Annotated in this window: 18 protein-coding genes; 9 read left to right on the top strand and 9 right to left on the bottom strand. The window is 73.2% G+C overall.

Annotation, left to right across the window (positions count from 1 at the left end):
- Nucleotides 1-60 precede the first annotated feature (60 nt).
- Entirely contained in the window at nt 61-1,209 is a 1,149-nt protein-coding gene (gene dapC / locus ACFWN3_RS14895) for a succinyldiaminopimelate transaminase (protein ID WP_377640870.1), read from the bottom strand.
- A gap of 15 nt (nt 1,210-1,224) precedes the next feature.
- Entirely contained in the window at nt 1,225-1,551 is a 327-nt protein-coding gene (gene fdxA, locus ACFWN3_RS14890) for a ferredoxin (protein ID WP_377640869.1), read from the bottom strand.
- Nucleotides 1,552-1,572: 21 nt separating this feature from the next.
- On the opposite strand from fdxA, the gene ACFWN3_RS14885 reads away from it, so the two are divergent.
- The gene (locus ACFWN3_RS14885; RefSeq protein ID WP_377640867.1) at nt 1,573-2,595 is read left to right on the top strand and encodes a GNAT family N-acetyltransferase; all 1,023 of its coding nucleotides are present in this window, start codon (nt 1,573-1,575) and stop codon (nt 2,593-2,595) included.
- Here the strand turns inward: ACFWN3_RS14885 and ACFWN3_RS14880 are convergent.
- From ACFWN3_RS14880 to typA, 6 genes are all read right to left on the bottom strand, one after another.
- Nucleotides 2,567-5,245, bottom strand: coding sequence for a hypothetical protein (locus ACFWN3_RS14880; RefSeq protein ID WP_377640865.1), 2,679 nt, complete (start codon nt 5,243-5,245; stop codon nt 2,567-2,569). The two genes, ACFWN3_RS14885 and ACFWN3_RS14880, sit on opposite strands and share 29 nt — an antisense overlap.
- Before the next feature lie 97 nt (nt 5,246-5,342).
- A complete protein-coding gene (locus ACFWN3_RS14875; protein ID WP_377640863.1) occupies nt 5,343-7,070 on the bottom strand; it encodes a VanW family protein in 1,728 nt (575 codons plus the stop codon).
- Nucleotides 7,067-7,573, bottom strand: coding sequence for a flavin reductase family protein (locus ACFWN3_RS14870; protein WP_377640861.1), 507 nt, complete (start codon nt 7,571-7,573; stop codon nt 7,067-7,069). Before ACFWN3_RS14870 ends, ACFWN3_RS14875 begins: the two co-directional genes overlap by 4 nt.
- Nucleotides 7,570-8,445: an N-acetyl-1-D-myo-inositol-2-amino-2-deoxy-alpha-D-glucopyranoside deacetylase gene (gene mshB, locus ACFWN3_RS14865; protein WP_377640859.1), complete on the bottom strand. Its 876-nt coding sequence runs from the start codon at nt 8,443-8,445 to the stop codon at nt 7,570-7,572. The genes ACFWN3_RS14870 and mshB overlap by 4 nt, the downstream gene beginning before the upstream one ends.
- Nucleotides 8,442-10,319 carry an ABC transporter substrate-binding protein gene (locus tag ACFWN3_RS14860; protein ID WP_377640857.1) on the bottom strand — a complete coding sequence of 626 codons (1,878 nt, stop codon included), beginning with the start codon at nt 10,317-10,319 and terminating at the stop codon, nt 8,442-8,444. Before ACFWN3_RS14860 ends, mshB begins: the two co-directional genes overlap by 4 nt.
- A 7-nt stretch (nt 10,320-10,326) precedes the next feature.
- On the bottom strand, nt 10,327-12,222 hold the full coding sequence (gene typA, locus ACFWN3_RS14855) for a translational GTPase TypA (RefSeq protein WP_377640855.1): 1,896 nt from the start codon (nt 12,220-12,222) through the stop codon (nt 10,327-10,329).
- A gap of 251 nt (nt 12,223-12,473) precedes the next feature.
- On the opposite strand from typA, the gene ACFWN3_RS14850 reads away from it, so the two are divergent.
- The 8 genes from ACFWN3_RS14850 (at nt 12,474) to ACFWN3_RS14815 (ending at nt 20,280) form a co-directional block, all read left to right on the top strand.
- Nucleotides 12,474-14,147 (top strand): ABC transporter substrate-binding protein, encoded by a 1,674-nt coding sequence (locus ACFWN3_RS14850; protein WP_377640853.1) that lies wholly within the window; start codon nt 12,474-12,476, stop codon nt 14,145-14,147.
- A gap of 113 nt (nt 14,148-14,260) precedes the next feature.
- On the top strand, nt 14,261-15,271 hold the full coding sequence (locus ACFWN3_RS14845) for an ABC transporter permease (protein WP_377640851.1): 1,011 nt from the start codon (nt 14,261-14,263) through the stop codon (nt 15,269-15,271).
- Nucleotides 15,268-16,245: an ABC transporter permease gene (locus tag ACFWN3_RS14840; protein WP_377640849.1), complete on the top strand. Its 978-nt coding sequence runs from the start codon at nt 15,268-15,270 to the stop codon at nt 16,243-16,245. Before ACFWN3_RS14845 ends, ACFWN3_RS14840 begins: the two co-directional genes overlap by 4 nt.
- 7 nt (nt 16,246-16,252) lie before the next feature.
- Nucleotides 16,253-17,302, top strand: coding sequence for an ABC transporter ATP-binding protein (locus ACFWN3_RS14835; protein ID WP_377640847.1), 1,050 nt, complete (start codon nt 16,253-16,255; stop codon nt 17,300-17,302).
- Nucleotides 17,299-18,420, top strand: a complete 1,122-nt coding sequence (locus tag ACFWN3_RS14830; RefSeq protein ID WP_377640845.1) for an ABC transporter ATP-binding protein — start codon at nt 17,299-17,301, stop codon at nt 18,418-18,420. Before ACFWN3_RS14835 ends, ACFWN3_RS14830 begins: the two co-directional genes overlap by 4 nt.
- A 66-nt stretch (nt 18,421-18,486) precedes the next feature.
- A complete protein-coding gene (locus tag ACFWN3_RS14825) occupies nt 18,487-18,795 on the top strand; it encodes a 4a-hydroxytetrahydrobiopterin dehydratase (protein WP_377640843.1) in 309 nt (102 codons plus the stop codon).
- Nucleotides 18,788-19,543 (top strand): VIT family protein, encoded by a 756-nt coding sequence (locus ACFWN3_RS14820; protein ID WP_377640841.1) that lies wholly within the window; start codon nt 18,788-18,790, stop codon nt 19,541-19,543. The genes ACFWN3_RS14825 and ACFWN3_RS14820 overlap by 8 nt, the downstream gene beginning before the upstream one ends.
- Nucleotides 19,543-20,280, top strand: coding sequence for a type 1 glutamine amidotransferase (locus ACFWN3_RS14815; protein ID WP_377640839.1), 738 nt, complete (start codon nt 19,543-19,545; stop codon nt 20,278-20,280). The genes ACFWN3_RS14820 and ACFWN3_RS14815 overlap by 1 nt, the downstream gene beginning before the upstream one ends.
- A gap of 20 nt (nt 20,281-20,300) precedes the next feature.
- Here the strand turns inward: ACFWN3_RS14815 and malQ are convergent, their stop codons facing one another.
- Nucleotides 20,301-22,436, bottom strand: coding sequence for a 4-alpha-glucanotransferase (gene malQ / locus ACFWN3_RS14810; protein ID WP_377640837.1), 2,136 nt, complete (start codon nt 22,434-22,436; stop codon nt 20,301-20,303).
- Nucleotides 22,437-22,464: the final 28 nt, after the last annotated feature.

Below are 22,464 nucleotides of genomic sequence, written 5' to 3'. Positions count from 1 at the left end.
TACCCCCGCGTAAACCGCTGGGAGAAACGAGGGGACCGTGACCCGTGCCGCACGAGAGGGTCAGCGCAGGCGCAGCGCGGCGGCCTCGACGCGCTCGTCGGTCGCGGTGAGCGCGATCCGCACGTGCTCGCGCCCCGCGAGCCCGTAGAAGTCGCCGGGAGCCGCGAGGACGCCGCGCTCGGCCAGTCGCCCGAGGGTGGTGCGACCGTCCTCGCCCGCCGTCGCCCAGAGGTACAGGCCCGCCTCGGAGTCGTCGACCCGCAGGCCGAACGCCTCGACCGCGGGACGCAGGACGGAACGGCGACGGGCGTACCGGGCCTTCTGCTCCACCACGTGCGCGGTGTCGCGCAGGGCCGCCGCCTCGGCCCGCTGCACGGGCCACGGGACGATCATCCCGGCGTGCTTGCGGACCTCGAGGAGCCGCCCGACGAGGACGGGGTCACCGGCGACGAACGCGGCCCGGTAGCCGGCGAGGTTCGACTGCTTGGACAGCGAGTAGACGCACAGCAGGCCCTCGTGCGACCCCCCCGTGACGCGGGGGTCGAGGATGGAGGGCGTCGTCGGCGGCTCGGTCGACCCCGGCTCCCGCTCCCGCCAGTCGAGCTCGGCGTAGCACTCGTCGGAGGCGACGACCACTCCGTGCTGCCGCGCCCAGGCGACGACCTTGGCGAGGTGCCCGATCCCGAGGACCTTGCCCGTCGGGTTGCCGGGAGTGTTGAGCCACAACAGCTTCGGCGTCGTGGCGGCGGTCGGTGGGCCGAGCGAGGTCAGGGCGTCGAGCGCGAGCGGTGCCGCCCCGGCGAGGCGCGCCCCGACGTCGTACGTCGGGTAGGCGACCCGCGGGAAGCCGACGACGTCCCCGGGCCCGAGCCCGAGGAGCAGCGGGAGCCAGGCGACGAGCTCCTTGGAGCCGATCGTCGGCAGGACGCCGGCGGGGTCGACGTCGGGCACGCCTCGCCGCGCGGCGAACCAGGCCGCCACGGCCTCGCGGAGGTCGGGCGTCCCCCACGTCTGCGGGTAGCCCGGGGCGTCGGAGGCACCGGCCAGCGCCGCGCGCACGACATCGGGGGTGGGGTCGACCGGGGTGCCGACCGACAGGTCGACGATGCCGGTGGCGGCCCTCCCGGGCAGGCCGGGGTCGACAAAGGCACTCGCCCGCTCCTTCAGCGGAGCGAGCGAGTCCCAGGGGAAGTCGGGGAGCCGGAGCACCCGGTCAGCGTTCGCTCACTCGTCGTGCTCCTGCGGGGGCAGGTCGGCGATGATCGGGTGGTCCTTGGCGATCATGCCGAGCTTGGCGGCACCGCCCGGGCTGCCGAGGTCGTCGAAGAACTCGACGTTGGCCTTGTAGTACTCGGCCCACTGCTCGGGGACGTCGTCCTCGTAGTAGATGGCCTCCACCGGGCAGACCGGCTCGCACGCCCCGCAGTCGACGCACTCGTCGGGGTGGATGTACAGGCTGCGCTCGCCCTCGTAGATGCAGTCGACGGGGCACTCCTCGATGCAGGCCTTGTCCTTCAGGTCCACACAGGGCTGCGCGATCACGTACGTCATGCGGCCCATACTATGCACCGGGTGGAGACGCGGAGGGCCGGGCCGGATGGTGACCCGCCGACGGGTTCGCGTGTCGTCGTCAGGCACCGCCTGACCTCCCCCGACCCGGTGTCGGGCGCCACCCTCACCGACGTCGTCGGAGAGCTCCTCGAGACCACCGCGGACGCGTTCGTCGTCGACACCCGGCGCGGGCCCGTGCGCGTCGAGCGGGCCGCCGTCACCCACCTCAAGGCCGTCCCCCCGAAGCCGTCCCGGCGCGGCGCGCCCCACCGCGCCCTGTCCGTCGAGGACCTCCAGCGGGTCATGGTCGGCGCCTGGCCGGCGATGGAGACCGCCCGCCTCGGCGACTGGCTGCTGCGCGCCTCCCGGGGCTTCACCCAGCGCGCCAACTCCGTCATGACCGCCGGCGACCCCGGGCTGCCCCTCGACGCCGCCCTCGGCGAGGTCGAGGCCTGGTACGCCGCGCGCGACCTCCCGCCGAACCTCACCGTGGCCGTCCCGGTCGGCACCGACCCCGCCGACGACCCCGTCACGGTCACCGCGCTCGCCCGTCGCTACACCCTCCGGCAGCCGACCGTCACCCTGACGGCGAGCGCGCGGACTGTCGCCGGACTGCCTTCTCCCGCAGCCGGGCTCGGCCTCGAGCTCTCCCCCGACCTCACGGACGAGTGGCTGGACTCCTACCGCTCGTACCGCGACGTCGACGAGGAGGCGGCGCGCGCCGTCCTCACGGGCTCACCGGCCCAGGTCCTCGCCACCGCACGCGACGGCGACGGCACCGTCCTCGGCGTCGGGCGCCTCGGACTCGCCGACGGCTGGGGCGGCATCGCCGCGATGTGGGTGCCGCCCCCCGCCCGTCGTCGCGGGGTCGCGACCGCCGTGCTCAGGGCGCTCGCCGCGCAGGCCGTGGCCCGTGGCGTGGTGTCCCTCCACCTGCAGACCGACGCCGACAACGGCGCGGCGCTGGCCCTGTACGAGCGGCACGGCTTCGAGCGCCACCACGTCTACGTCAACGTCAGCCGCGCCCGACCCGGGGGTCGATGAGGCGGGACTCGTCGCCCACCGGCGGCGGGGCGTCGAGCTCGGACGGCGGCGCCACGACCTCCGGGTCGACCGGCTCGGTGACGTCGGTGCGCCCGGCCACGGGACCGAGGACGAGGGTGAGGACGAGCTGCGCCGCGAGCTGCGCGGTGTGCTCCTCCCGGCCGACGTAGGTGTACTCCGCGGGGTCGACGTACATCCGGCCGTCGGCGGAGCGGGCCTGCATCTCGACGGCGTGGTCGAGGTGGCGGGCCGCGGAGTCCTCGGGGTCGAGGTCCGCGGGGTCGGTGCCGAAGCCGAAGGCCAGGGCCTGGGCGTCGAGCAGGGCGAACGGGAGCACCTGCCCCTCGCCCCAGTCGCAGCCCTGCGGGTAGTAGACGCCGTACTCACGGGCCTGCGGGGTGCCGCCCGCGACCGGCTGGTAGACCGCTCCACCGGGGGCCGCGTAGCCCTCCTCGACGGGGTAGACGTTGTGCACGAGCGCGCCGTAGACCTCGCGCAGGCCGAGGAGCGAGGCCTCCGGCGCGCGATGGCCGGCGAGGAGTGCCAGGAGCACGGTGTCGACGTTCTGGTAGGCGTTCGTCGAGTAGTCGGGAGCGACCCGGCCGTGGTTGACGACCGACCCGTCGGGCATGACGTTCCAGCCCGTGAGAAGGTCGGCGAGCGGGACCCCGTCGACGGAGCCGCCGCCGGTGAGGTGAGCCGCGCGGCTGAACGCGTTGGCGAGGAAGCGGACCTCGGTGGAGCGCCAGGCGTCACGGCGCTCGGCGGCCGGCATCATCGACACGGCCGTCGAGGGCGCGAGGGCGAACCACGAGTTCTCCTCGGACCCGGAGTTGCCGGGGCGCAGCACCACACCGGACCTCGAGACCATGACGTAGGGCTCGACCGTCGTCGCGAAGTCGGCCTCGGAGAGCACCATCGAGCGCACGCAGGCCCGAGCGGCCGGCGACAGGTCGGCCCACGACAGCCACGCCGCACGGGCCGCGAGCGAGGACCACATCGGGCTCTGCCACGAGTGTCCCCAGCCACCGACGACGCTCGCCCGGTGGCGGCACGACACGGTGCGCACGATCGTCTCGACGACGGCCAGGGCCTGGCTGCGGGAGGCGCCGGCGGAACCGGCGTCGTAGGTGCCGGTCGAGAGCGCGGTCGACAGGCCGAGGGCCTCCATCGACAGGCGGCGGACCGCGTCGGTGCGGTCGGACTGGGCCGCGGAGTCCATCGGCCGGGCCAGCAGCGCCGGGGCGGTCTTCGGCCACCACGTGCCGATGGCGTGGCGCACCGAGGTCCGCAGGACCGAGACGCCGTCGGCGGCCAGCCGCCCGGCGGGCACGCCACGGGCGAGCAGTGCGGCGTCGGGTCCGACGACGGTGGGCACCGGCACCGCGGTGACGTAGCCGACGAGGTCGACGACGACGTGGCCGGTCCCCCCGGAGCGGACGACGGCGATGCCGCCGTCGACGCCGAGCGGGACGACGACCTGGCGGGCGACGGGGACGTCGGTCCGGGCGTTGAGGTCGGAGGTCGAGGGGCGGCGCTCGCCGTTGCCCACGGTGACGAGGGTGCCGGTGGACTTCGGCCCGGGGACGGCGGTGATCGTCAGCAGCGCCGCGGAGGCACCCGCCGGGACGCCGCCGCGACCGACGACGCGCTGGGGCAGCCGCTGCCCGGACGCCAGCGGGACGCCGGCCGTCCTCGTGTCGACGAGCCGCAGCGGGGCGACCGACCGGAGGTGGCCGCCGGGCGATCCCGTGCCGACGACGTAGCCGACGACGTCGGCGACGAGGTGGGTCGAGCCGCCGCCGGTGGCGAGGGCGATCCGGCCGTCGGCGCCGACCCCGACGACGACCTGGGTGGCGACGGCCTGCCCCTTGACGGTGTTCCCGTTCGACGCGGTGGGGCGGGGACCGCCCGAGGCCCACGAGAGGACGGGGAGGCCACTGGCGCTCGCGCCCACCGTCGTGAGGTTCGCGACGACGGCCTTGACGCCGGACGGCACCGGTCCACCGACGACGCGCACCAGGGTGGGGGTCGTCGTCACGGCGCGTCCGGTCCGGCGCGAGTCGAGCACCCGGGTCGGCGCGACCGCGTGGACGCCCTCGGTGCCGGCCTTCGGGCTCGCGGCGTACCAGCCGACGAGGTCGACGACGACGTCGACCGACGACGGGCCGTTCGTCACGGCGACCGCGCCGTCGGGCCCGGGCCTGGCCAGGACGGTGTTCGCGACGGGGATCGTGCGGGCGTAGTTGACCGAGGACGTGCCCGGGACGGCCGCGCCGGAGGCGTGCACGGTCAGGTGGCTCGAGCTCGCCCCGCCGACGGCCGTGACGTGCAGCTGGACCGCGCCGACACCGGTGAGCGGGACGCCCGCCCGCCCGAGGACGGGGACGACGAGGCGTCCGCCGGCGCGCAGCCGCGCGGTCACGGTGCGGGTGTCGACGAGGCGGGTGGGGAACACGGCCCGGTAGGTGCCGGCGGCCGGGACGGAGGCCGGTGGCAGGGCCGCGGCGAGGGCGGCCGGGGTGGTCGCGGCGGCGGTGGTGGTCGGGCTCGCCACGGCGGGGGCCACCGCCGTCACGAGGCCTCCGGTCGCGAGGAGGGTGGTCGTCGCGAGGAGCCCGAGCCCGCGCACCACCAGTCCCCTGCTCACCTGCTGCCTCTCGCGTGTCGTCCGACCAGGGCGAAACGGTACCCCCTGCCGTACCCGCCTGTCCCGCGATCGCGCAGGTCAGGACCGGTTCAGGCCCTTACCGGGGCTTCTGGTTCGTGCAGGTGACGTCGTCCTCGGGGCGGTAGGTCGTCGTGTAGCTCTCGCGCTTCACGACCGCCCCGCCCTGCCGGAAGATCCGGCCGACGTCGACGGTGAACCCGGGCACCGGGCTCTGGTTGAGGCACTCGGGGTCGTCGTCGGTGTACTTCTTCGGCTGGACGAAGTTGCGGCGCGGGCTCTTCGTCGCGTCGATGTCCCACTTCTTCGTGCCGTGGAAGCTCACCGTGATCGAGGTGCTCGTCGTGTCGATCTCCATGAGGACACCGCCGTCGGTGGTGTTGGTGAAGATGTTGTGGAGGTCGGGCCACGAGATCGTCGCCTCGCGCCCCTCGGGGTAGCGCGAGATGTAGTAGTAGTGCGGCGTCCACGCGTCGAGCTTCATCCCGGAGAAGAACGCCGCGTTGAAGATCGTCGTCGAGACCTGGCTGATGCCGCCGCCGTAGTTCTCGGCCGCGCGCCCGCCCCTGATGATGCCCGCCTTGACGTACCCCTTCTCGGGGGTCCGCTGGCCGAGGATCGCGTTCATGCTGAACTTCTCGCCCGGCGGGATGTACGTGCCGTCGATGAGCCGAGAGGCGAGGCGGATGTTGTGGACCCGCGGCTGGCCCGCCTGGAAGTAGGTGGTGAACGAGGAGATCCGCTCCTTGGGGAGGGTCTTCCTCGCGACGGCGGTGGTGAACGAGGGCTCGGTCGCCTTCGTCGCCACGGTCGCGGTGCGCTCGGGGCCCGACAGGGCCTTCCAGACCTCGGTGCGCAGCGAGGCGTCGTCGAGGGCGAGGCCCGCCACGTGGGGCCTGACGGTGGGGGTCCGGCCGGAGAACGTCACGACGGCGTCCTTGGCCTCGACCTCGACCTTCGCCTTCTTCGCCGCGGCGTGGACCACCGCGCTCAGCTTCTTGTCGTCGGCCCGCGGCGTGATCGTCCCGGCCTCGTCGGGCTTGAGCACGATGGCGCCGGCGTAGTCCTTCGGGGCGATCGGGAAGGACTTCCCGCCCGCGGTGACGGTGACGGGCGCAGAGACGGCGACGTCGGCGAACTCGGTCCGGACCCGCGCGAGCTCCTCGGCCGAGACCTTCGTCGCCTGCGTCCGCGCCGCGACCTCGATGGTCGTCTCGGCGGGCCACCAGCGGCGGACCTCGCCGACGGTGGCCAGCGGGTCGACGGTCGTGCCCGGCACCGGCTGCTTCACGGCGACCTTGCCCCCGGCGAGCGAGATCGAGCCCTCGGCGGGCTCGGCGTCGAGCTCGGACCGCGCGTCCTCGACGGCCTTGGTCAGCTTCGCCTCGTCGACGGTGACGACGGCCGGCTCGGCCCCGCCCCCGGTGACGTGGCGCCACACGTCGGTGGGCACGAGCGAGAAGCCCACGAGCTCGTCGACCGTGGCGTCGACGTCGACGCCGAGGTCGACGTCGCCCGGCGTCACCTCGATCCGGCCCGCGGTCGACGCGAGGACGAGCGGCTCGGCGACGGCCGCGTCGACGGCCGTGGTGAGGGTGGCCCGCGCCGCACCGGCCGACTGGCCGCCGACGGCGACCCCGGCCACGCTCGTCCCCCGGGGCACGCGGTCGCCGAGGACCACCGCGGTGACGACGTAGGCGAGGGCGAGCACGGCCAGGCCGATGCCCGTCCAGAGGGGCCAGCGGGAGCGGGCGGGCTCGGCCGGCTGCTCCCACTCGACCTCGTCGTACAGGGTGTCGAGGGTCATGCGATGCTCCCGTAACGTCCTCGGAAGTGGACCAGGGCCGGTCCCACGGTGTCGGGCAGGCTGATGTCGAGGACCTCGGCGACGACGATCGCGTGGTCCCCGGCGGGGTGCACGTCGGTCGTGCGGCACTCGAGGTGCATGAGCGCGCCGTCGAGGAGGGCGACGCCGGTGGCCGGGCCGCGGTGGTGCGGCGCGCGGTCGAGCTGGCCGTGCAGCGGGCGCCCACGGGTGGCGAACCACTCCGAGAGGGGCCGCTGGTCGGCGGCGAGGACGCTGACCCCGAACACCCCCGCCTGGAGGACCGCACCGTGCCAGCGGCTCTCGGTCTCGGCGCAGACGAGGACGAGCAACGGGTCGAGCGACACCGAGGTCAGGGTGTCGGCCGTCATCGCGTGGTCGTGCCCGCCCGAGAAGGTCGTGAGGACGCTGACGCCGCTCACGAGGCGGCCCATCGCCTGGCGGAAGTACGCCGGGTCGAGGGACTCGTCGGCCACGCTGCTCATGCCGCTCCCCCCGTCAGCGGCCGGCCGGTGGACGCGTCGAGGCGGGCGTAGCCCTCGCGCCCCGCGAGCCGGGACACGACGTGGTTGGAGAGGGCGAACCAGCGCTCCCCCACGACGACCTGGGTCGCGTGGTGGCGCAGCGCCTCCTCCTGGACCGCGACGACGCCGGGGTCGACGACGTGGTGGGTGACGACCTCGTCGGGCACGACGGAGGTGGCGAAGGGGTCGTCGGCGGCGGGGACGACGAGGCCGAGGTCGGTGGGCACGTGCTCGGCCAGCCAGGCGCGGTCCTCGAGCACCCACGACACCGGGGTGAGCGTGCCGAACAGGACGGGCGGCTCGGACGCCGTCGCGACCGCGTGACAGGTGGCCGCGTGGGTGCGGACGTGGTCGGGGTGGCCGTAGCCGCCCGTGGCGTCGTACGTGACGACGACGTCGGGGTCGACCTCGTCGATGACGCTGCGCACGGCGGCCGCGGCGTCGGCGAGGTCGGCGCCGGTCCAGGCCCGCGGGTGCCGCGAGGCGGGCGAGCCCTCCATCCCGGAGTCGCGCCAGCGCGTGGGCGAGCCGTCGGGCCCGGGGCCGAGGAGGTGGGTCGTGACGCCGAGGACGCCCATCGCCCCGGTGAGCTCGCCGAGGCGGTGCGCCGCGAGGGGGTCGCCGTCGGCGCCCTCGAGGTGGGCGAGCTCGGCGGGGATGACCTCGCCCTCCTCACCGAGGGTGCAGGTGAGGACGTGGACCTCGTCGCCACGCGCGACGTGGTGCGCGAGCGCGACGCCGGTCGCGAGGGTCTCGTCGTCGGGGTGCGCGTGGACGAAGAGCAGCCGGGCGGGCCGGTCGTCGACGGCGAGGCCGTCGAGGAGCCCGGTCACGGAGACACCGCGATGTCGGCGAACTCCACGACGCCACCGCCGACCGCGTTGGCCGACAGGTTGCGGACGTCGGACCCGGCGACGTAGAGCGCGCGGCGCTCGGCGAGGCCGATGTACGCGCCACTCGCCAGGAGGTTCTCGTCGATCGCGGCCCACGCCTTCTCGCGCTCACCGCGGTCGGCGATCGTCGAGACCTTGCCCATCGCGGTGTTGAGCTCCGCGCTCTCCCAGTAGCCGTAGTCGCGACCGGGGCCGGCCTTGGTGATGTTGATCGAGCTGTCGAACAGCGGGGGCAGGATCGTCGACGCCGAGGCCCACGCGGGGGCCCAGTTCGACCAGAACAGGTCGATGCCGGTGGCCGCCTCGGGGTCGCTGATCTGGGAGAAGTAGTCCTCGGTGATCGGCTTGGTCGTCGGTTCGAAGCCGGCGAGGCGCCAGCCGGCGACGAGCGCCGCCATGGCCTTGTCGGACGTCGGGTTCGACCGGTAGGCGACGGTGAACGGCACCGGCCCGGTCCGCTTCGCCTCGGCGAGCAGGGCCGTGGCCCGCGCGGTGTCGCCCTTGGTCCCCGTGCCGATCGGGTCGGCGTCGTGGGCCGCCGGGAGCGACGCCGGGATGAGCGAGCGGGTGGGGTCGGCCGCCGTCGCGCCGCCGATGGCGGTGACGTACGCGTCGCGGTTCGTCGCGGCGGCCAGCGCCTGGCGGACCTTCTCGTCCTTGAAGACCTCGCTGCGCACGTTCGGCACGAGGTAGTCGACGACCCCGGTGGCGGGGTTGACCGAGCGCTCCTGGAGCGACTGGACCGCGGTGATGTGCTGCTGGATGGCGGGGGGCGCCGAGCCGAGCGCGACGGCGTAGCGCCCGGTGTCGCCGTCGGCCATGACCTGCTGGGCCACGGCCTGGGTGTCGAGGCCCTCCTGGAAGCGGATGACGTCGGGGTGCGCGCGGCGCACCGGGTCGGACGCCCGGCTCCACTGCGGGTTGCGGACGAAGGTGCCGCCCTTGCCCGGGGCCCACTCGCCCTGGAGGACGTAGGGCCCGACGGAGAAGACGTCGTAGCCACCGGCGTCGCGGCGGTCCTTGTCCTTCTTCACCGGACCGAAGGCCGGCTGGCTCACGAGCTCGTTGAAGTCGCTGAGCGGGGAGCTGAGGGTGAAGGTGATGTCCTGGCCGTCGCACGCGACCGCCTTGTCGAAGGCCGCCTGGCCCTTGGTCGCCGCGGCCCCGGTGGCGTAGGGGCCGGCGTAGGTGCTCGTGCCGTCCATCTGGCGCGGGATCGCGAGGACGGCGAGGGCGTCGGTGGGGCCACCGGCGATGACGTCGGTCGCGAAGGTCCGCGAGATGCCGTAGGCGACGTCGGCGCAGGTCAGCGGGCTGCCGTCCTGCCACTTGACGTCGTCACGCAGGGTGAAGGTCCACGTCTTGAGGTCCTTGCCGGGGGTGCCGGTGTCCGTGGCGAGGTCGCCGACGAGGCGGGACTGGTCGGCCGGGTCGGTGCTCGGCGCGTACGCGGTCAGGGTGCGGGCGAACACCCGGCCGGCGAAGGCCATGTCGTCGCGCGAGGCGATCCGCTGCGGGTCCCATGTCGTGACCGGCCCCAGGGTGAGGGCGTGCAGCGTCCCGCCGTTCGTCTCGACCCGGTCGCCGACGGCCGACGTCGCGGCCGCGGTCTCGGGCGGCGCCTCCTCGGTGCCGAGGTAGCGCGTGCCGAGCACCGCACCGACGGCCAGGACGGCGACGGCGAGCGCGGCGAGCAGGACCTGCACGCGGCTCGGCCGGCGGCGTCGCGCGGCGCGGCGACCGGCCCGCGTCACGGCGGCCTCGGTCTCGGTCGAGCGCTCCGGTCGGGAGGGGGTGGGCGTCGGGTCGGTCACGTCCGGGTCAGCTCCTCCGCGCCCGCGCGGCGGACCGGGCCCGCAGGGTCTGGTCGAGCTCGACCTTGCGGATGCGCACGGCCTCCGGGGTCACCTCGACGCACTCGTCCTCACGGCAGAACTCGAGCGACTGCTCGAGGGAGAGGGCGCGCGGCGGCGCCAGACGCTCGAGGACGTCGGCACCGGCGGAGCGCACGTTCGTCAGCTTCTTCTCCTTGGTGATGTTGACGTCCATGTCGTCCACGCGGGAGTTCTCACCGATGATCATGCCCTCGTAGACCTCGGTCGTGGGCGGGATGAAGAGGGTGCCGCGCTCCTGGAGGTTGGCCATCGCGTAGGCGGTGGCCGCACCGGAGCGGTCGGAGACGAGCGAGCCGCTGATCCGGGTGGAGATGTCGCCGACCCAGGGCTCGTAGCCCTCGAAGACGTGGTTGGCGATGCCGGTACCGCGGGTGTCGGTGAGGAACTGGGTGCGGAAGCCGATGAGCCCGCGCGAGGGCACGAGGTACTCCATGCGGACCCAGCCGGTGCCGTGGTTGGTCATCTGCTCCATGCGGCCCTTGCGGGCGGCGAGGAGCTGGGTGATGGCGCCGAGGTACTCCTCGGGGGTGTCGATGGTGACGCGCTCGATCGGCTCGTGCACCTTGCCGTCGACCTCGCGGGTCACGACGACGGGCTTGCCGACGGTCAGCTCGTAGCCCTCGCGCCGCATCTGCTCGACGAGGATGGCGAGCGCGAGCTCACCACGGCCCTGGACCTCCCAGGCGTCGGGGCGCTCGGTCGGCAGCACGCGCATCGACACGTTGCCGACGAGCTCGCGGTCGAGGCGGTCCTTGACGAGGCGCGCGGTGACCTTGGCGCCCTTGACGCGCCCGGCCATCGGGCTGGTGTTGATGCCGATCGTCATCGAGATGGCGGGCTCGTCGACGGTGATGAGCGGCAGCGGGCGCGGGTCGTCGGCGTCGGCGAGGGTCTCGCCGATCGTGATCTCGGGGATGCCGGCGACGGCGATGATGTCGCCCGGCCCGGCCGACTCGGCGGGGCGGCGCTCGAGCGCCTCGGTCATGAGCAGCTCGGTGATCTTGACCTTCTCGACGGTGCCGTCGCGGCGGCACCAGGCGACCTGCTGGCCCTTGCGGATCGTGCCGTTGTGCACGCGCAGCAGGGCGAGGCGGCCGAGGAAGTTCGAGGCGTCGAGGTTGGTCACGTGCGCCTGGAGCGGGGCGTCGGAGTCGTAGGACGGCGCCGGGATCGTCTCGATGATCGTGCGGAAGAGCGGCTCGAGGTCCTCGCCGTCGGGCATGCCGCCGTCGGTGGGACGGGTCAGCGAGGCGCGGCCGGCCTTGGCCGACGCGTAGACGATGGGGAACTCGAGCTGGTCCTGGTGGTGCTCGGCGTCGACCATGAGGTCCATGAAGAGCTCGTAGACCTCGTCGACGACCTCGGCGATGCGGGCGTCGGGCCGGTCGACCTTGTTGATGCACAGGACGACGGGCATCTGCTGGGCGAGGGCCTTGCGCAGCACGAAGCGGGTCTGCGGGAGCGGACCCTCGCTCGCGTCGACGAGGAGCACGACGCCGTCGACCATCGACAGGCCGCGCTCGACCTCACCACCGAAGTCGGCGTGGCCCGGGGTGTCGATGATGTTGATCGTCATGCCGTCGGGCAGGCCGGCGTCCAGGGCCGCCTTCCCGGCGTAGTGCACCGCGGTGTTCTTCGCGAGGATCGTGATGCCCTTCTCGCGCTCGAGGTCGCCGGAGTCCATGGCGCGGTCGGCGATGTGGTCGTGCTCGCCGAACGCTCCGGACTGCCAGAGCATCTTGTCGACCAGCGTGGTCTTTCCGTGGTCGACGTGGGCGACGATGGCGACGTTGCGGAGGTCGTCGCGGCGGGAGGCAGACATGCCCACCAGTCTCTCAGGTCTTGCGCCCACGGCCGAATCGGGTGTAACGCGCCCGGGACCCCGCCACGCGGCGCTCGCGCGGGTCTCAACTGCATAACCAATGGCAAGGCGCCGGTCCGGGGTGTCGATTTGCCGTTATGGTCCCGCGTTATCGGTGGATGGTGCGGCGTGCCGCGCCCGTCGCCGGACCGTTCCTCGGGCGTCCGACCCGGTCGCCACGAGAAATTCGCACACCCAAGCGAGGTTTATCGATGAAGCTCCAGCGGAAGGTACCGGTCGCCCTCATGGCGGCGGCAGCCCTCACCGTGACGGCCTGTGCCCAGTCGGACCGCGACTCCGGCAGTGACCCCTCCGGTTCCGGCGGTACCACGAAGGACACGTTCACGTTCGGCGCCGCGGGCGCCCCCAAGGTGTTCGACCCGTTCTACGCGACGGACGGCGAGACCTTCCGGGTGACCCGGCAGATCCACCAGGGCCTGCTCGGCGTCAAGCCCGGCACCGCCGACATCCAGCCCGAGCTGGCCGAGAGCTGGACCCCCTCGGAGGACGGTCTGACGTGGGACTTCAAGCTCCGCACGGGTGTCAAGTTCTCCGACGGTGAGCCCTTCAACGCCGAGGCCGTCTGCTACAACATGCAGCGCATGTTCGAGCAGAAGGGCGCGGGCCAGACGGCCGGCGAGTACTGGACGTACTTCTTCGGCTCGTTCAGCGACAAGCCCGCCGACTCGCTCTACAAGAGCTGCTCGGCCAAGGACGAGTCGACCGCGACGATCACCATCACCCGGTCCACCTCGAGCTTCCCGACGATCCTGTCGCTCGACAGCTTCTCGATGCAGTCGCCGAAGGCCCTGGAGGCCGGGGACGCGAACAACGTCGTGGCCGCCGGTGAGGGCTTCACCTACCCGGCGTACTCGACCGCCCCCGTCGGCATCGGCCCGTACAAGCTCGACAAGTACGACGAGGCCAACAAGACCGTCACGCTCGTCGCCAACGACGCGTACTACGGCGAGAAGCCCAAGACGGCCAAGATCACCTTCAAGATCATCGCCGACGAGTCCACCCGTCGCCAGGAGCTGCAGGCCGGCTCCATCGACGGCTACGACCTGCCGAACCCCGTCGACTGGAAGGGGCTGGAGGACGCCGGCAACAAGGTCGAGATCCGCCCCGCGTTCAACATCCTCTACCTGGGGCTGAACGCGCAGAAGAACCCGAAGCTGAAGGACCTCCGGGTCCGTCAGGCCATCGCCATGGCGCTCAACCGCGACCAGATGGTCAAGACCCAGCTGCCCGAGGGTGCCGTCGTGGCCTCGCAGTTCATGCCCGACACGGTCGCCGGCTACAACACCTCGCTCAAGCCGTACGCGTACGACGTCGAGAAGGCCAAGTCGCTCCTCAAGGAGGCCGGCGCCGAGGGGATGACGCTGCAGTTCGCGTTCCCCACCGAGGTGTCGCGTCCGTACATGCCGGACCCGCAGAAGATCCACGACGCCTTCAAGAAGGACCTCGAGGCCGCCGGCATCAAGGTCGAGGTCGTCAGCAAGCCGTGGAACGGTGGCTACCTCGACGACACCAACGCGAACAAGTACGACGCGTGGCTGCTCGGCTGGACCGGTGACTACAACGCCGCCGACAACTTCCTCGGCACGTTCTTCGCCAACGTCGAGGCGAACGACTTCGTCACCAAGGCGTACCCGTGGGGTGCGACCCTCGCGACCGACCTCAAGAAGGCCGACGCGATCGTCGACGAGGCCGAGCGCGAGGCGGCGTACCAGAAGATCAACCAGCAGATCGCCGAGGAGTACCTGCCGGGCATCCCGATCAGCCACTCCCCGCCGGCCCTCGTCGTCGGTGGTGGCGTCCAGGGTCTCGTGGCGAGCCCGCTGACCGCCGAGACGTTCGACGGCGTCACGGTGGGTGGCAAGTGACCTCGAGGATCCTCTCCTCCTGATCACAGCCTGAGAAGTTCCCGGTGGCCGCCTCGGACCGTTAGGGTCCGAGGCGGCCACCGCCGCTTCACCGACGAATCGAGGAGCCTCTCTTGGCGAGATTCATCATCCGACGCCTCTTCCAGATGGTGGGGGTCGTCTTCGTCCTCTCCCTCTTCCTCTTCCTGTGGCTCAAGGCCCTCCCCGGTGGCACCGTCTCGGCCCTGCTCGGGGAGCGGGCGACCGCGGCGACGCGCGAGGCCCTGACGAAGGCCCTCGGCCTCGACCAGCCCGTCTGGGTGCAGTACGGCAAGTTCCTCCAGCGCGCGCTCTCCGGCGAGTTCGGCGCCTCGACCGCCGTCCTGCCGGGGCGCGACGCCCTCGAGATCTTCCTGACCCGCCTGCCGGCCACGATCGAGCTGAGCGTGCTGGCCCTCGTCATCGCGATCGTCCTCGCGATCCCCCTGGGGTACCTCGCGGCGCGGCGGCACAACTCCCCGCTCGACAGCGGGCTCGTCGTCGTCTCGCTCATCGGCGTGGCCGTCCCCGTCTTCTTCCTCGCCTTCGTGCTGAAGTACCAGCTCGCCGTCGAGCACAACATCTTCCCGGTGTCCGGCCGCCAGGACCCGGCGCTGGGCTGCACCCGCGTCACCGGCTTCTTCGTCCTCGACGGGCTGTTCACCCGCGAGTTCGACTGCTCGGCCAACGCCCTCAAGCACCTCGTCCTGCCGGCCGTGACGCTGGCGACGATCCCCTTCGCCGTGGTCTTCCGGATCACCCGGGCCGCCGTCCTCGACGTCCTCGACGAGGACTACGTGCGGACCGCGGAGTCCAAGGGCCTGACCGCGCGGGTCATCCGCTCGCGCCACGTCATGCGCAACGCCCTCCTCCCCGTCGTCACGACGATCGGCCTCCAGGTCGGTGGCCTGCTGGCGGGGGCGGTGCTGACCGAGTCGGTGTTCAACTTCCCCGGCATCGGCTCGGCGCTGGCGCAGTCGTTCTCGCAGAAGGACTTCCCGGTGCTCCAGGTGCTGATCCTGGCCGCCGCCGCCATCTACGTCGTCGTCAACCTCCTCGTCGACATCTCGTACGCGGTCATCGACCCGAGGGTGAGGACCCGATGAGCCCCACCAACCCGATGAAGAGCCGCAAGCAGCGCATCGACGACCTCGCGGCCACCGCCGGGGGCGTGGCCGTCGCCGACGCGGGAGCCATCGACGAGTCGCCCGGCGTCTCCCTCATCGCGAGCGCCTGGGCCCGGCTGCGGCGCAACCCGGTGTTCCTGCTCGGCCTCGGCATCACCTCGGTGTTCGTCGTCCTCGCCGTCATCTCGCCGTGGATCGCCCCGCACGACCCCGGCATCGGCTACCTCATCGACAAGGTGCGCCAGCAGAGCAACCCGATCCCCGGGCCCGAGCCGGGCTTCCCCCTCGGCGCCGACAACAAGGGCCGCGACTTCTTCTCGCGCCTGCTCGTCGGCTCGCGCCAGACCCTGATCGTCGGCGTCCTCGCGACGCTCATCGGCCTCGCCGGCGGCCTCGTCCTCGGCATCCTCGCCGGGGCGTTCGGCGGCTGGGTCGACTCGCTCGTCATGCGCGTCGTCGACGTCCTGCTCTCGATCCCCTCGCTCCTCCTCGCGTTCTCGATCGCGGCGCTCGCGAGCCGGCCGAGCCAGTGGACGGTCATCCTCGCGATCTCCATCGTCCAGATCCCGATCTTCGCGCGGCTGCTGCGCGGGTCGATGCTGGCCCAGAGGTCCAGCGACCACGTCCTCGCGGCGCGCGCCCTCGGCGTGCGCCCCAACGCCGTGGTCTTCCGCCACATGCTGCCGAACTCGCTCGGACCGGTCATCGTCCAGGCGACCCTCGTCCTCGCCACGTCGATCATCGACGCCGCGGCGCTGTCGTTCCTCGGCCTCGGCAACCCCGACGACCGCCAGCCCGAGTGGGGCCAGATGCTCGGCGCCTCGCAGCAGTTCATCTACGACCACCCGCACCTCGCCTTCTACCCGGCGCTGTGCATCATCGTCGTCGCCCTCGGCTTCACCCTCATGGGCGAGTCGCTGCGCGAGGCCCTCGATCCCAAGAGCAGGAGGTGACGCGCCGATGACCGCCACGGCGACCCCACCCCCCACGACCGCGCACGGCGACGAGCCGCTGCTGTCGGTCCGCGACCTCACGGTCACCTTCCAGCGGCGCGGCGAGGAGCCCTTCCGCGCCGTCGACGGCGTCAGCTTCGACGTGCGCCCGGGCCAGACGGTCGGGCTCGTCGGCGAGTCCGGCTGCGGCAAGTCGGTCACCTCGCTCGCCATCATGGGCCTGCTCCCCCACCGCGGTGTCACGGTCGAGGGCGAGGCGAGCTACGAGGGCACCAACCTCCTGCGCCTCGGCGCCGACGACATGCGCGACCGCCGCGGCCGCGACCTCGCGATGATCTTCCAGGACCCGCTGTCCTCGCTGAACCCCGTCGTCCCCGTCGGGCTCCAGGTGACCGAGGTGCTCGAGCGGCACCGCGGGATGTCGCGCAAGGCGGCGCAGCCGATGGCCCGCGACCTCCTCAAGCGGGTCGGCATCCCCGACCCCGACCGGCGCCTCAAGGACTACCCGCACCAGATGTCGGGCGGCATGCGCCAGCGCGCCCTCATCGCGATGGCCCTGGCGTGCGCGCCGCGGCTGCTCATCGCCGACGAGCCGACGACGGCCCTCGACGTGACGATCCAGGCGCAGATCCTCGCGCTGCTCAAGGAGCTCGTCGAGGAGACGGGCACCGCGCTCGTCATGATCACCCACGACCTCGGCGTCGTCGCCGGGCTGTGCGACGAGGTCAACGTCCTCTACGGCGGGCGGATCGTCGAGCGCGGCGACCGCCACGAGCTCTTCGCCGACCCCCGCCACCCGTACACCGCGGGCCTGCTCCGCTCGATCCCCCGGCTCGACGCGCCGCGCGGCGAGAAGCTGACACCCATCCCGGGGTCGGTCTCCGACAACCTGCCGTGGGCGAGCGCGTGCGCCTTCGCGCCACGGTGCTCGCAGCCGATCGAGGTGTGCACCCAGCGCACGCCCGAGCTCGAGGAGAGCTACCGGCGCGCGCTGCGCTGTCACAACCCCGTCGACAACACCCCCGCCGACCACTCCACCGTGGAGGTGAGCCGATGACCGCCAGCGAGGTCCTCGTCGACGTCAAGGGCGTCAAGGTCCACTTCCCCATCAAGCGCGGCGTCATCCTCGACAAGGTCGTCGGGTACGTCTACGCCGTCGACGGCGTCGACCTGCAGATCATGCGCGGCGAGACCTACGGGCTCGTCGGCGAGTCGGGCTGCGGGAAGTCGACCCTCGGCAAGGCGATCCTCAACCTCGAGCCGCCCACCGAGGGCTCGGTGACCATCGACGGCACCGACGTCGCCTCGCTCAAGGGCGAGGAGCTGCGCCGGCGGCGCAAGGACTTCCAGATGGTCTTCCAGGACCCGATGAGCAGCCTCGATCCGCGCCAGTCGGTCGAGTCGCTCCTCGTGGAGGGGATGCGCGCGCACGGCCTGGCCGACGACGACGCCGCGACGAAGAAGCGGCTGCGCGAGCTGTTGGCCGCCGTCGGGCTGCCCGCCGCGGCGCTGTCGAAGTACCCCCACGAGTTCTCCGGCGGCCAGCGCCAGCGCATCGGGATCGCCCGGGCGCTCGCGGTCGAGCCGAAGCTCATCGTCGCCGACGAGCCGGTCAGCGCCCTCGACGTCTCGGTGCAGGCGCAGGTCATCAACCTCCTCGAGGAGCTCCAGGACGAGTTCGGGCTCACCTACCTCGTCGTGGCCCACGACCTCGCGGTCGTCCGGCACATCAGCGACCGGATCGGGGTCATGTACCTCGGCGGGCTCGTCGAGGAGGCCACGGCCGACGACCTCTACGCCACTCCCCTGCACCCGTACACGCGGGCGCTGCTGTCGGCCGTGCCGGTCCCCGACCCCACCGTCGAGGACACCCGTGAGCAGATCCTGCTCACCGGCGACCTCCCCTCGCCCTCGAACCCGCCGCCCGGCTGCCGGTTCCACACGCGCTGCCCGTGGCGGCAGGAGACGCGCTGCGACGAGGAGCGCCCGCAGCTGCGGGTCCTCGAGATCGACGGCGTGGCCCCGGGCCACCGGGTCGCCTGCCACTGGGCCGAGCAGATCCACCGCGGCGAGCTGCGGCCGCACGACGTCGAGGCCACCGTCGTCGAGCAGGTCGACACCACCGACGACGGCGACAGCCTCATGGGTCCGGCCTCGGTCACCGAGGCCCTCTGACCCCGCCGGCCGCGGTGAGGCTCGCCTGACCTGCCGCGGCCGCGGCCGGTGGAGGATGATGGCGCCATGAGCCGACTCCTGTCCGACGACGAGGTCACCACCCAGCTCGAGGGCCTGCCCGGCTGGACCCGCGAGGGCGACGCCATCGTGGCGAGCATCGAGGCCCCCGACTTCCCCGCCGCCGTGCGCATCGTCGTCGCCGCGGCCGACGAGGCCGAGCAGATGAACCACCACCCCGACATCGACATCCGCTGGCGCACGACGTCGTGGCTGCTCACGAGCCACGACGCCGGAGGCCTGACCCAGCTCGACGTCGAGCTCGCCCACCGGATCTCCGCCGCCGCCCGCGCGGAAGGCGCCTCCCTCGGTGGCTGAGCCCACGGCCGACGCCCCCACCTCGGCCGGCGGCAACGCCACGGTGGTCCCGGAGCACGGTGAGACCCACGGCGGCTCCTCCGCGAGCCGCCTCAACTGGCTGCGGGCCGCCGTCCTCGGTGCGAACGACGGCATCGTCTCGACGGCCGGCCTCGTCGTCGGGGTGGCCGCGGCCTCCGCGTCGCGCGGTCCGGTCCTGGCCGCCGGGGTCGCCGGGCTGGCCGCCGGCGCCCTGAGCATGGGCGTCGGCGAGTACGTGTCGGTGAGCACCCAGCGCGACACCGAGGAGGCGCTGCTCGCCAAGGAGGTCCGCGAGCTCGCCGAGGAGCCGGAGGCCGAGCTCGCCGAGCTCGCCGAGATCTACGAGGGCAAGGGCCTCTCGCCCGAGCTCGCGCACCGGGTGGCCGTCGAGCTCACCGCCCACGACGCCCTCGGTGCGCACGCCGAGGCCGAGCTGCGCATCGACCCCGACAACCTGACGAGCCCGTGGCAGGCCGCCTTCGCGTCGATGGCGGCGTTCACCGTGGGCGCCCTCCTGCCGCTCCTCGCGATCGTCCTGCCCCCCGTGTCCGTGCGCGTGCCCGTGACGATGGCGGCGGTCGTCCTCGCCCTCGTCGTCACCGGCGTCCTCAGCGCGCGGCTCGGCGAGTCCGACGCACGGCGCGCCACCCTGCGGGTCGTCGCGGGCGGCGTCCTCGCGATGGCGGTCACCTATGCGATCGGCTCCTTCGTCGGGGTCCACGTCTGATGGCGCCCGCGCCCCGCCTCCTCGTCGTCCAGCACGAGCCCGACGCCCCCGTCGCCTGGCTCGGCGAGTGGTGGACCGACCTCGGCCTCACCCTCGACGTCGTCCGGGGCGACCTGGGGGAGCACGTCGCCGACCGCCTCGTGGACGGGCGCCACGACGGGCTCGTCGTCCTCGGCGGCGCGATGGGGGCCCGCGACGACGCCCTCGCCCCCTGGCTGGCGCCGACCCGCGCCCTCGTCGCCGATGCCGTGGCGCGCGAGGTCCCGACGCTCGGCGTGTGCCTGGGGCACCAGCTCGCCGGCGTCGCCCTCGGCGGCCGGGTCGAGCGCAACCCCTCGGGCCGCACCGTCGGGCTCGTGCCCGTGGCGCTGACCGACGACGGGCGCGACGACCCCCTGCTCTCCGGCTTCGACGGGCACGTCGCCGTCCACTACAACGACGACGTCGTCGTCGAGGCGCCGGCGGGGTCGACGCTCCTCGCCACGCTGCCCGACGGCCGCCCGCAGGCGCTGCGCTTCGGGCCGCGGGCCTGGGGCGTGCAGTTCCACCCCGAGACCTCGCCGGAGGTGTTCGGCGCCTGGCTGCGGTGGGACTCCCCCGACGGGCTGACGCCCGAGCAGAAGGAGCTCCTCGCGACCGTCACGGCCGCGCGCGAGGCCCTGCGGTCGGGCTGGCGCGTCCTCGCCGAGCGCTTCGCCGGCGTCGTCGCCGCGTCCCGCACGTCCCTCCCCGCCTGACCCCGCTGCGGGCGCCCCGGTCAGCGCTCGCCGCGGAGGGCGGCGAAGAGGAGCGGGGCCAGCTCGGCGCCCTTGAGCTCCTCGAGCGAGACGACCCGGCCGTCGGGGCCCGACAGCGGAACCCTCCAGTTCGGGTACTCGTCGTTCGTGCCCGGCTGGTTCACCGCCCGCAGGTCGCCCACGACGTCGGCCAGCGAGACCGCGAGCATCCGGCTCGGCGTCAGCGCCATCCACCGGTGCAGGGCCTCGACGACCTCGTCGGTGTCGGCCCCGGTCGCGAGCAGCCCGCGCTCGACGCAGGCGTCGCGCAGCGTGGCGATGGAGGCGAGCTCGTGGGCGCGCTCCTCCTCGACGGGACGCGTCAGCAGCCCGAGCTCCTCCCGGATGTCGACGTGAGCGAGCGAGAGGTAGCCCGCCGAGGGCGGCAGGTCGTGCGTCGTCACGGTCGACAGGCACAGGTCGCGGTAGTGCTCCGGCGGCTTGGGCCGGTCGCCCTCCCACTCGAACCAGAGGATGGAGGTCCCGACGAGGCCGCGGTCGAGCATGTAGTCGCGCGTCTCGGGTGCCACGACCCCGAGGTCCTCGCCGATGACGACGGCGCCGGCTCGCTGGGCCTCGAGGACGAGGATGCCGATGAGCGCCTCGTGGTCGTAGTGGACGTAGGTCCCGTCGGCGGGGGTGCCCCCGGCGGGGATCCACCACAGCCGGAAGAGGCCGATGATGTGGTCGACCCGGATCCCGCCCGAGTCGCGCAGCACCGTGCGCACCATGTCGCGGAACGGCGCGTAGCCGAGGTCGGCGAGCCGGTCGGGGCGCCACGGCGGCTGGGACCAGTCCTGGCCGAGCTGGTTGAACTGGTCGGGCGGCGCCCCCACGGTGACCCCGCGGGCCAACGCGTCACCGAGGCCCCACGCGTCGGCGCCGAGCGGGTGGACCCCCACGGCGAGGTCCTGGACGATCCCCAGCGACATCCCGGCGGACCGGGCCTCCTGCTGGGTGGCGCCCAGCTGCTGCTCGAGCAGCCACTGCATCCAGCGGTGGAAGTCGACGTCGTCGGGGTGGGACCGGCGGAACGCGGCGACGGCCGGGCCGGCCGGGTCGTGGAGGTCGGCGGACCAGCCGGTCCACGGCAGCCCGTGCACCTCGCCGATCGCGCACCACGTCGCGAACGTCGTGAGCCCCTCGCCCTCCCGCTCGCAGAACGCCTCGAACGACGTCGCGCGCTGGCCCGTGAGCCCGGCGTCGAAGACGACCCGCAGGGCCTCCTTCTTCAGCGGCCAGGCCGCGTCGCGGTCGATCCGGTCGACGGCGTTGAGGGCGCGCGCCTCGGCCGCGAGGCGCAGGACCTGGCGGTGGGCGGCGTGCTCGAGCCGCCCCATCTCGGGGATGTCCTCGACCCGCAGGTAGAGCGGGCTGACGAAGCGCCGGGTCGTCGGCAGGTAGGGCGAGGGCTCGACGGGCACGACCGGCTCGGCGGCGTGCAGCGGGTTGATGAGGACGAAGTCGGCGTCGTGCGCGGCCGCGGCCCACGTCGCGAGGTCGGCGAGGTCGCGCAGGTCGCCGATCCCCCAGGACTCCTCCGAGCGGACCTGGTACAGCTGGGTCTGCAGCCCGACGACCCGACCCTCGGCCACGGCGGGCGGCAGGGCGAGCCGCCGGGGGGTCACGACGAGCGTCGCCTCGGTCGTCGCCGGGTCGAGCGCGTCGCCCTCGGTCGTCGCGACGATCCGGTGCCAGCCGAGCGGGAGGTCGGCGGGGAGCTCGAAGGTCGCCTCACCGACCCGGTGGCCGTCGACCTCGCGCGGCTCCACCCAGTGGTCGACCTGCGGGACCTCGCGCGTCGTGCCGTCCTCGAGCACGACGTGCAGCGTGACGCCGGTGCCCTCGACGACGTGGGCGGCCACCCAGGGGGTCCACCCCTCGCGGGAGACGACGGTGGCCGGCAGGGTGCGCCGCCACGGCGCCAGCTCGACGTCGAGCAGGGCGGCCTCGACCGACTCGTCGCCGGAGGCCTCGACGCCCAGCGCGGTGAGAACCGAGCGGATGGCCTCGGCCGAGACGGTGACGTGCTCGCCGAGCCAGTCCCAGTACTCGGTGGCCACGCCGTACGCGTGCGCGAGCTCGACGAGCCGGGGCGGCGGCGCAGGTGTGGTCATGGGCCCATCCTGCCAACCGGCGGGCGGG

It is taken from the genome of Oryzobacter terrae, from assembly GCF_042756445.1.
Classification (GTDB): Bacteria; Actinomycetota; Actinomycetes; order Actinomycetales; family Dermatophilaceae; genus Oryzobacter; species Oryzobacter terrae.
The sequence above is the reverse complement of the archived record's forward strand: the minus strand, read 5'-3'. Positions and strand labels throughout refer to the sequence as shown.

Coding starts and splice junctions, on each gene's coding strand:
- fdxA (WP_377640869.1), bottom strand. CDS start 1,551: ATGACGTACGTGATCGCGCAGCCCTGTGTGGACCTGAAGGACAAGGCC.
- ACFWN3_RS14875 (WP_377640863.1), bottom strand. CDS start 7,070: ATGACCCTCGACACCCTGTACGACGAGGTCGAGTGGGAGCAGCCGGCC.
- ACFWN3_RS14870 (WP_377640861.1), bottom strand. CDS start 7,573: ATGAGCAGCGTGGCCGACGAGTCCCTCGACCCGGCGTACTTCCGCCAG.
- typA (WP_377640855.1), bottom strand. CDS start 12,222: ATGTCTGCCTCCCGCCGCGACGACCTCCGCAACGTCGCCATCGTCGCC.
- ACFWN3_RS14850 (WP_377640853.1), top strand. CDS start 12,474: ATGAAGCTCCAGCGGAAGGTACCGGTCGCCCTCATGGCGGCGGCAGCC.
- ACFWN3_RS14840 (WP_377640849.1), top strand. CDS start 15,268: ATGAGCCCCACCAACCCGATGAAGAGCCGCAAGCAGCGCATCGACGAC.
- ACFWN3_RS14835 (WP_377640847.1), top strand. CDS start 16,253: ATGACCGCCACGGCGACCCCACCCCCCACGACCGCGCACGGCGACGAG.
- ACFWN3_RS14830 (WP_377640845.1), top strand. CDS start 17,299: ATGACCGCCAGCGAGGTCCTCGTCGACGTCAAGGGCGTCAAGGTCCAC.
- ACFWN3_RS14825 (WP_377640843.1), top strand. CDS start 18,487: ATGAGCCGACTCCTGTCCGACGACGAGGTCACCACCCAGCTCGAGGGC.
- ACFWN3_RS14815 (WP_377640839.1), top strand. CDS start 19,543: ATGGCGCCCGCGCCCCGCCTCCTCGTCGTCCAGCACGAGCCCGACGCC.
- malQ (WP_377640837.1), bottom strand. CDS start 22,436: ATGACCACACCTGCGCCGCCGCCCCGGCTCGTCGAGCTCGCGCACGCG.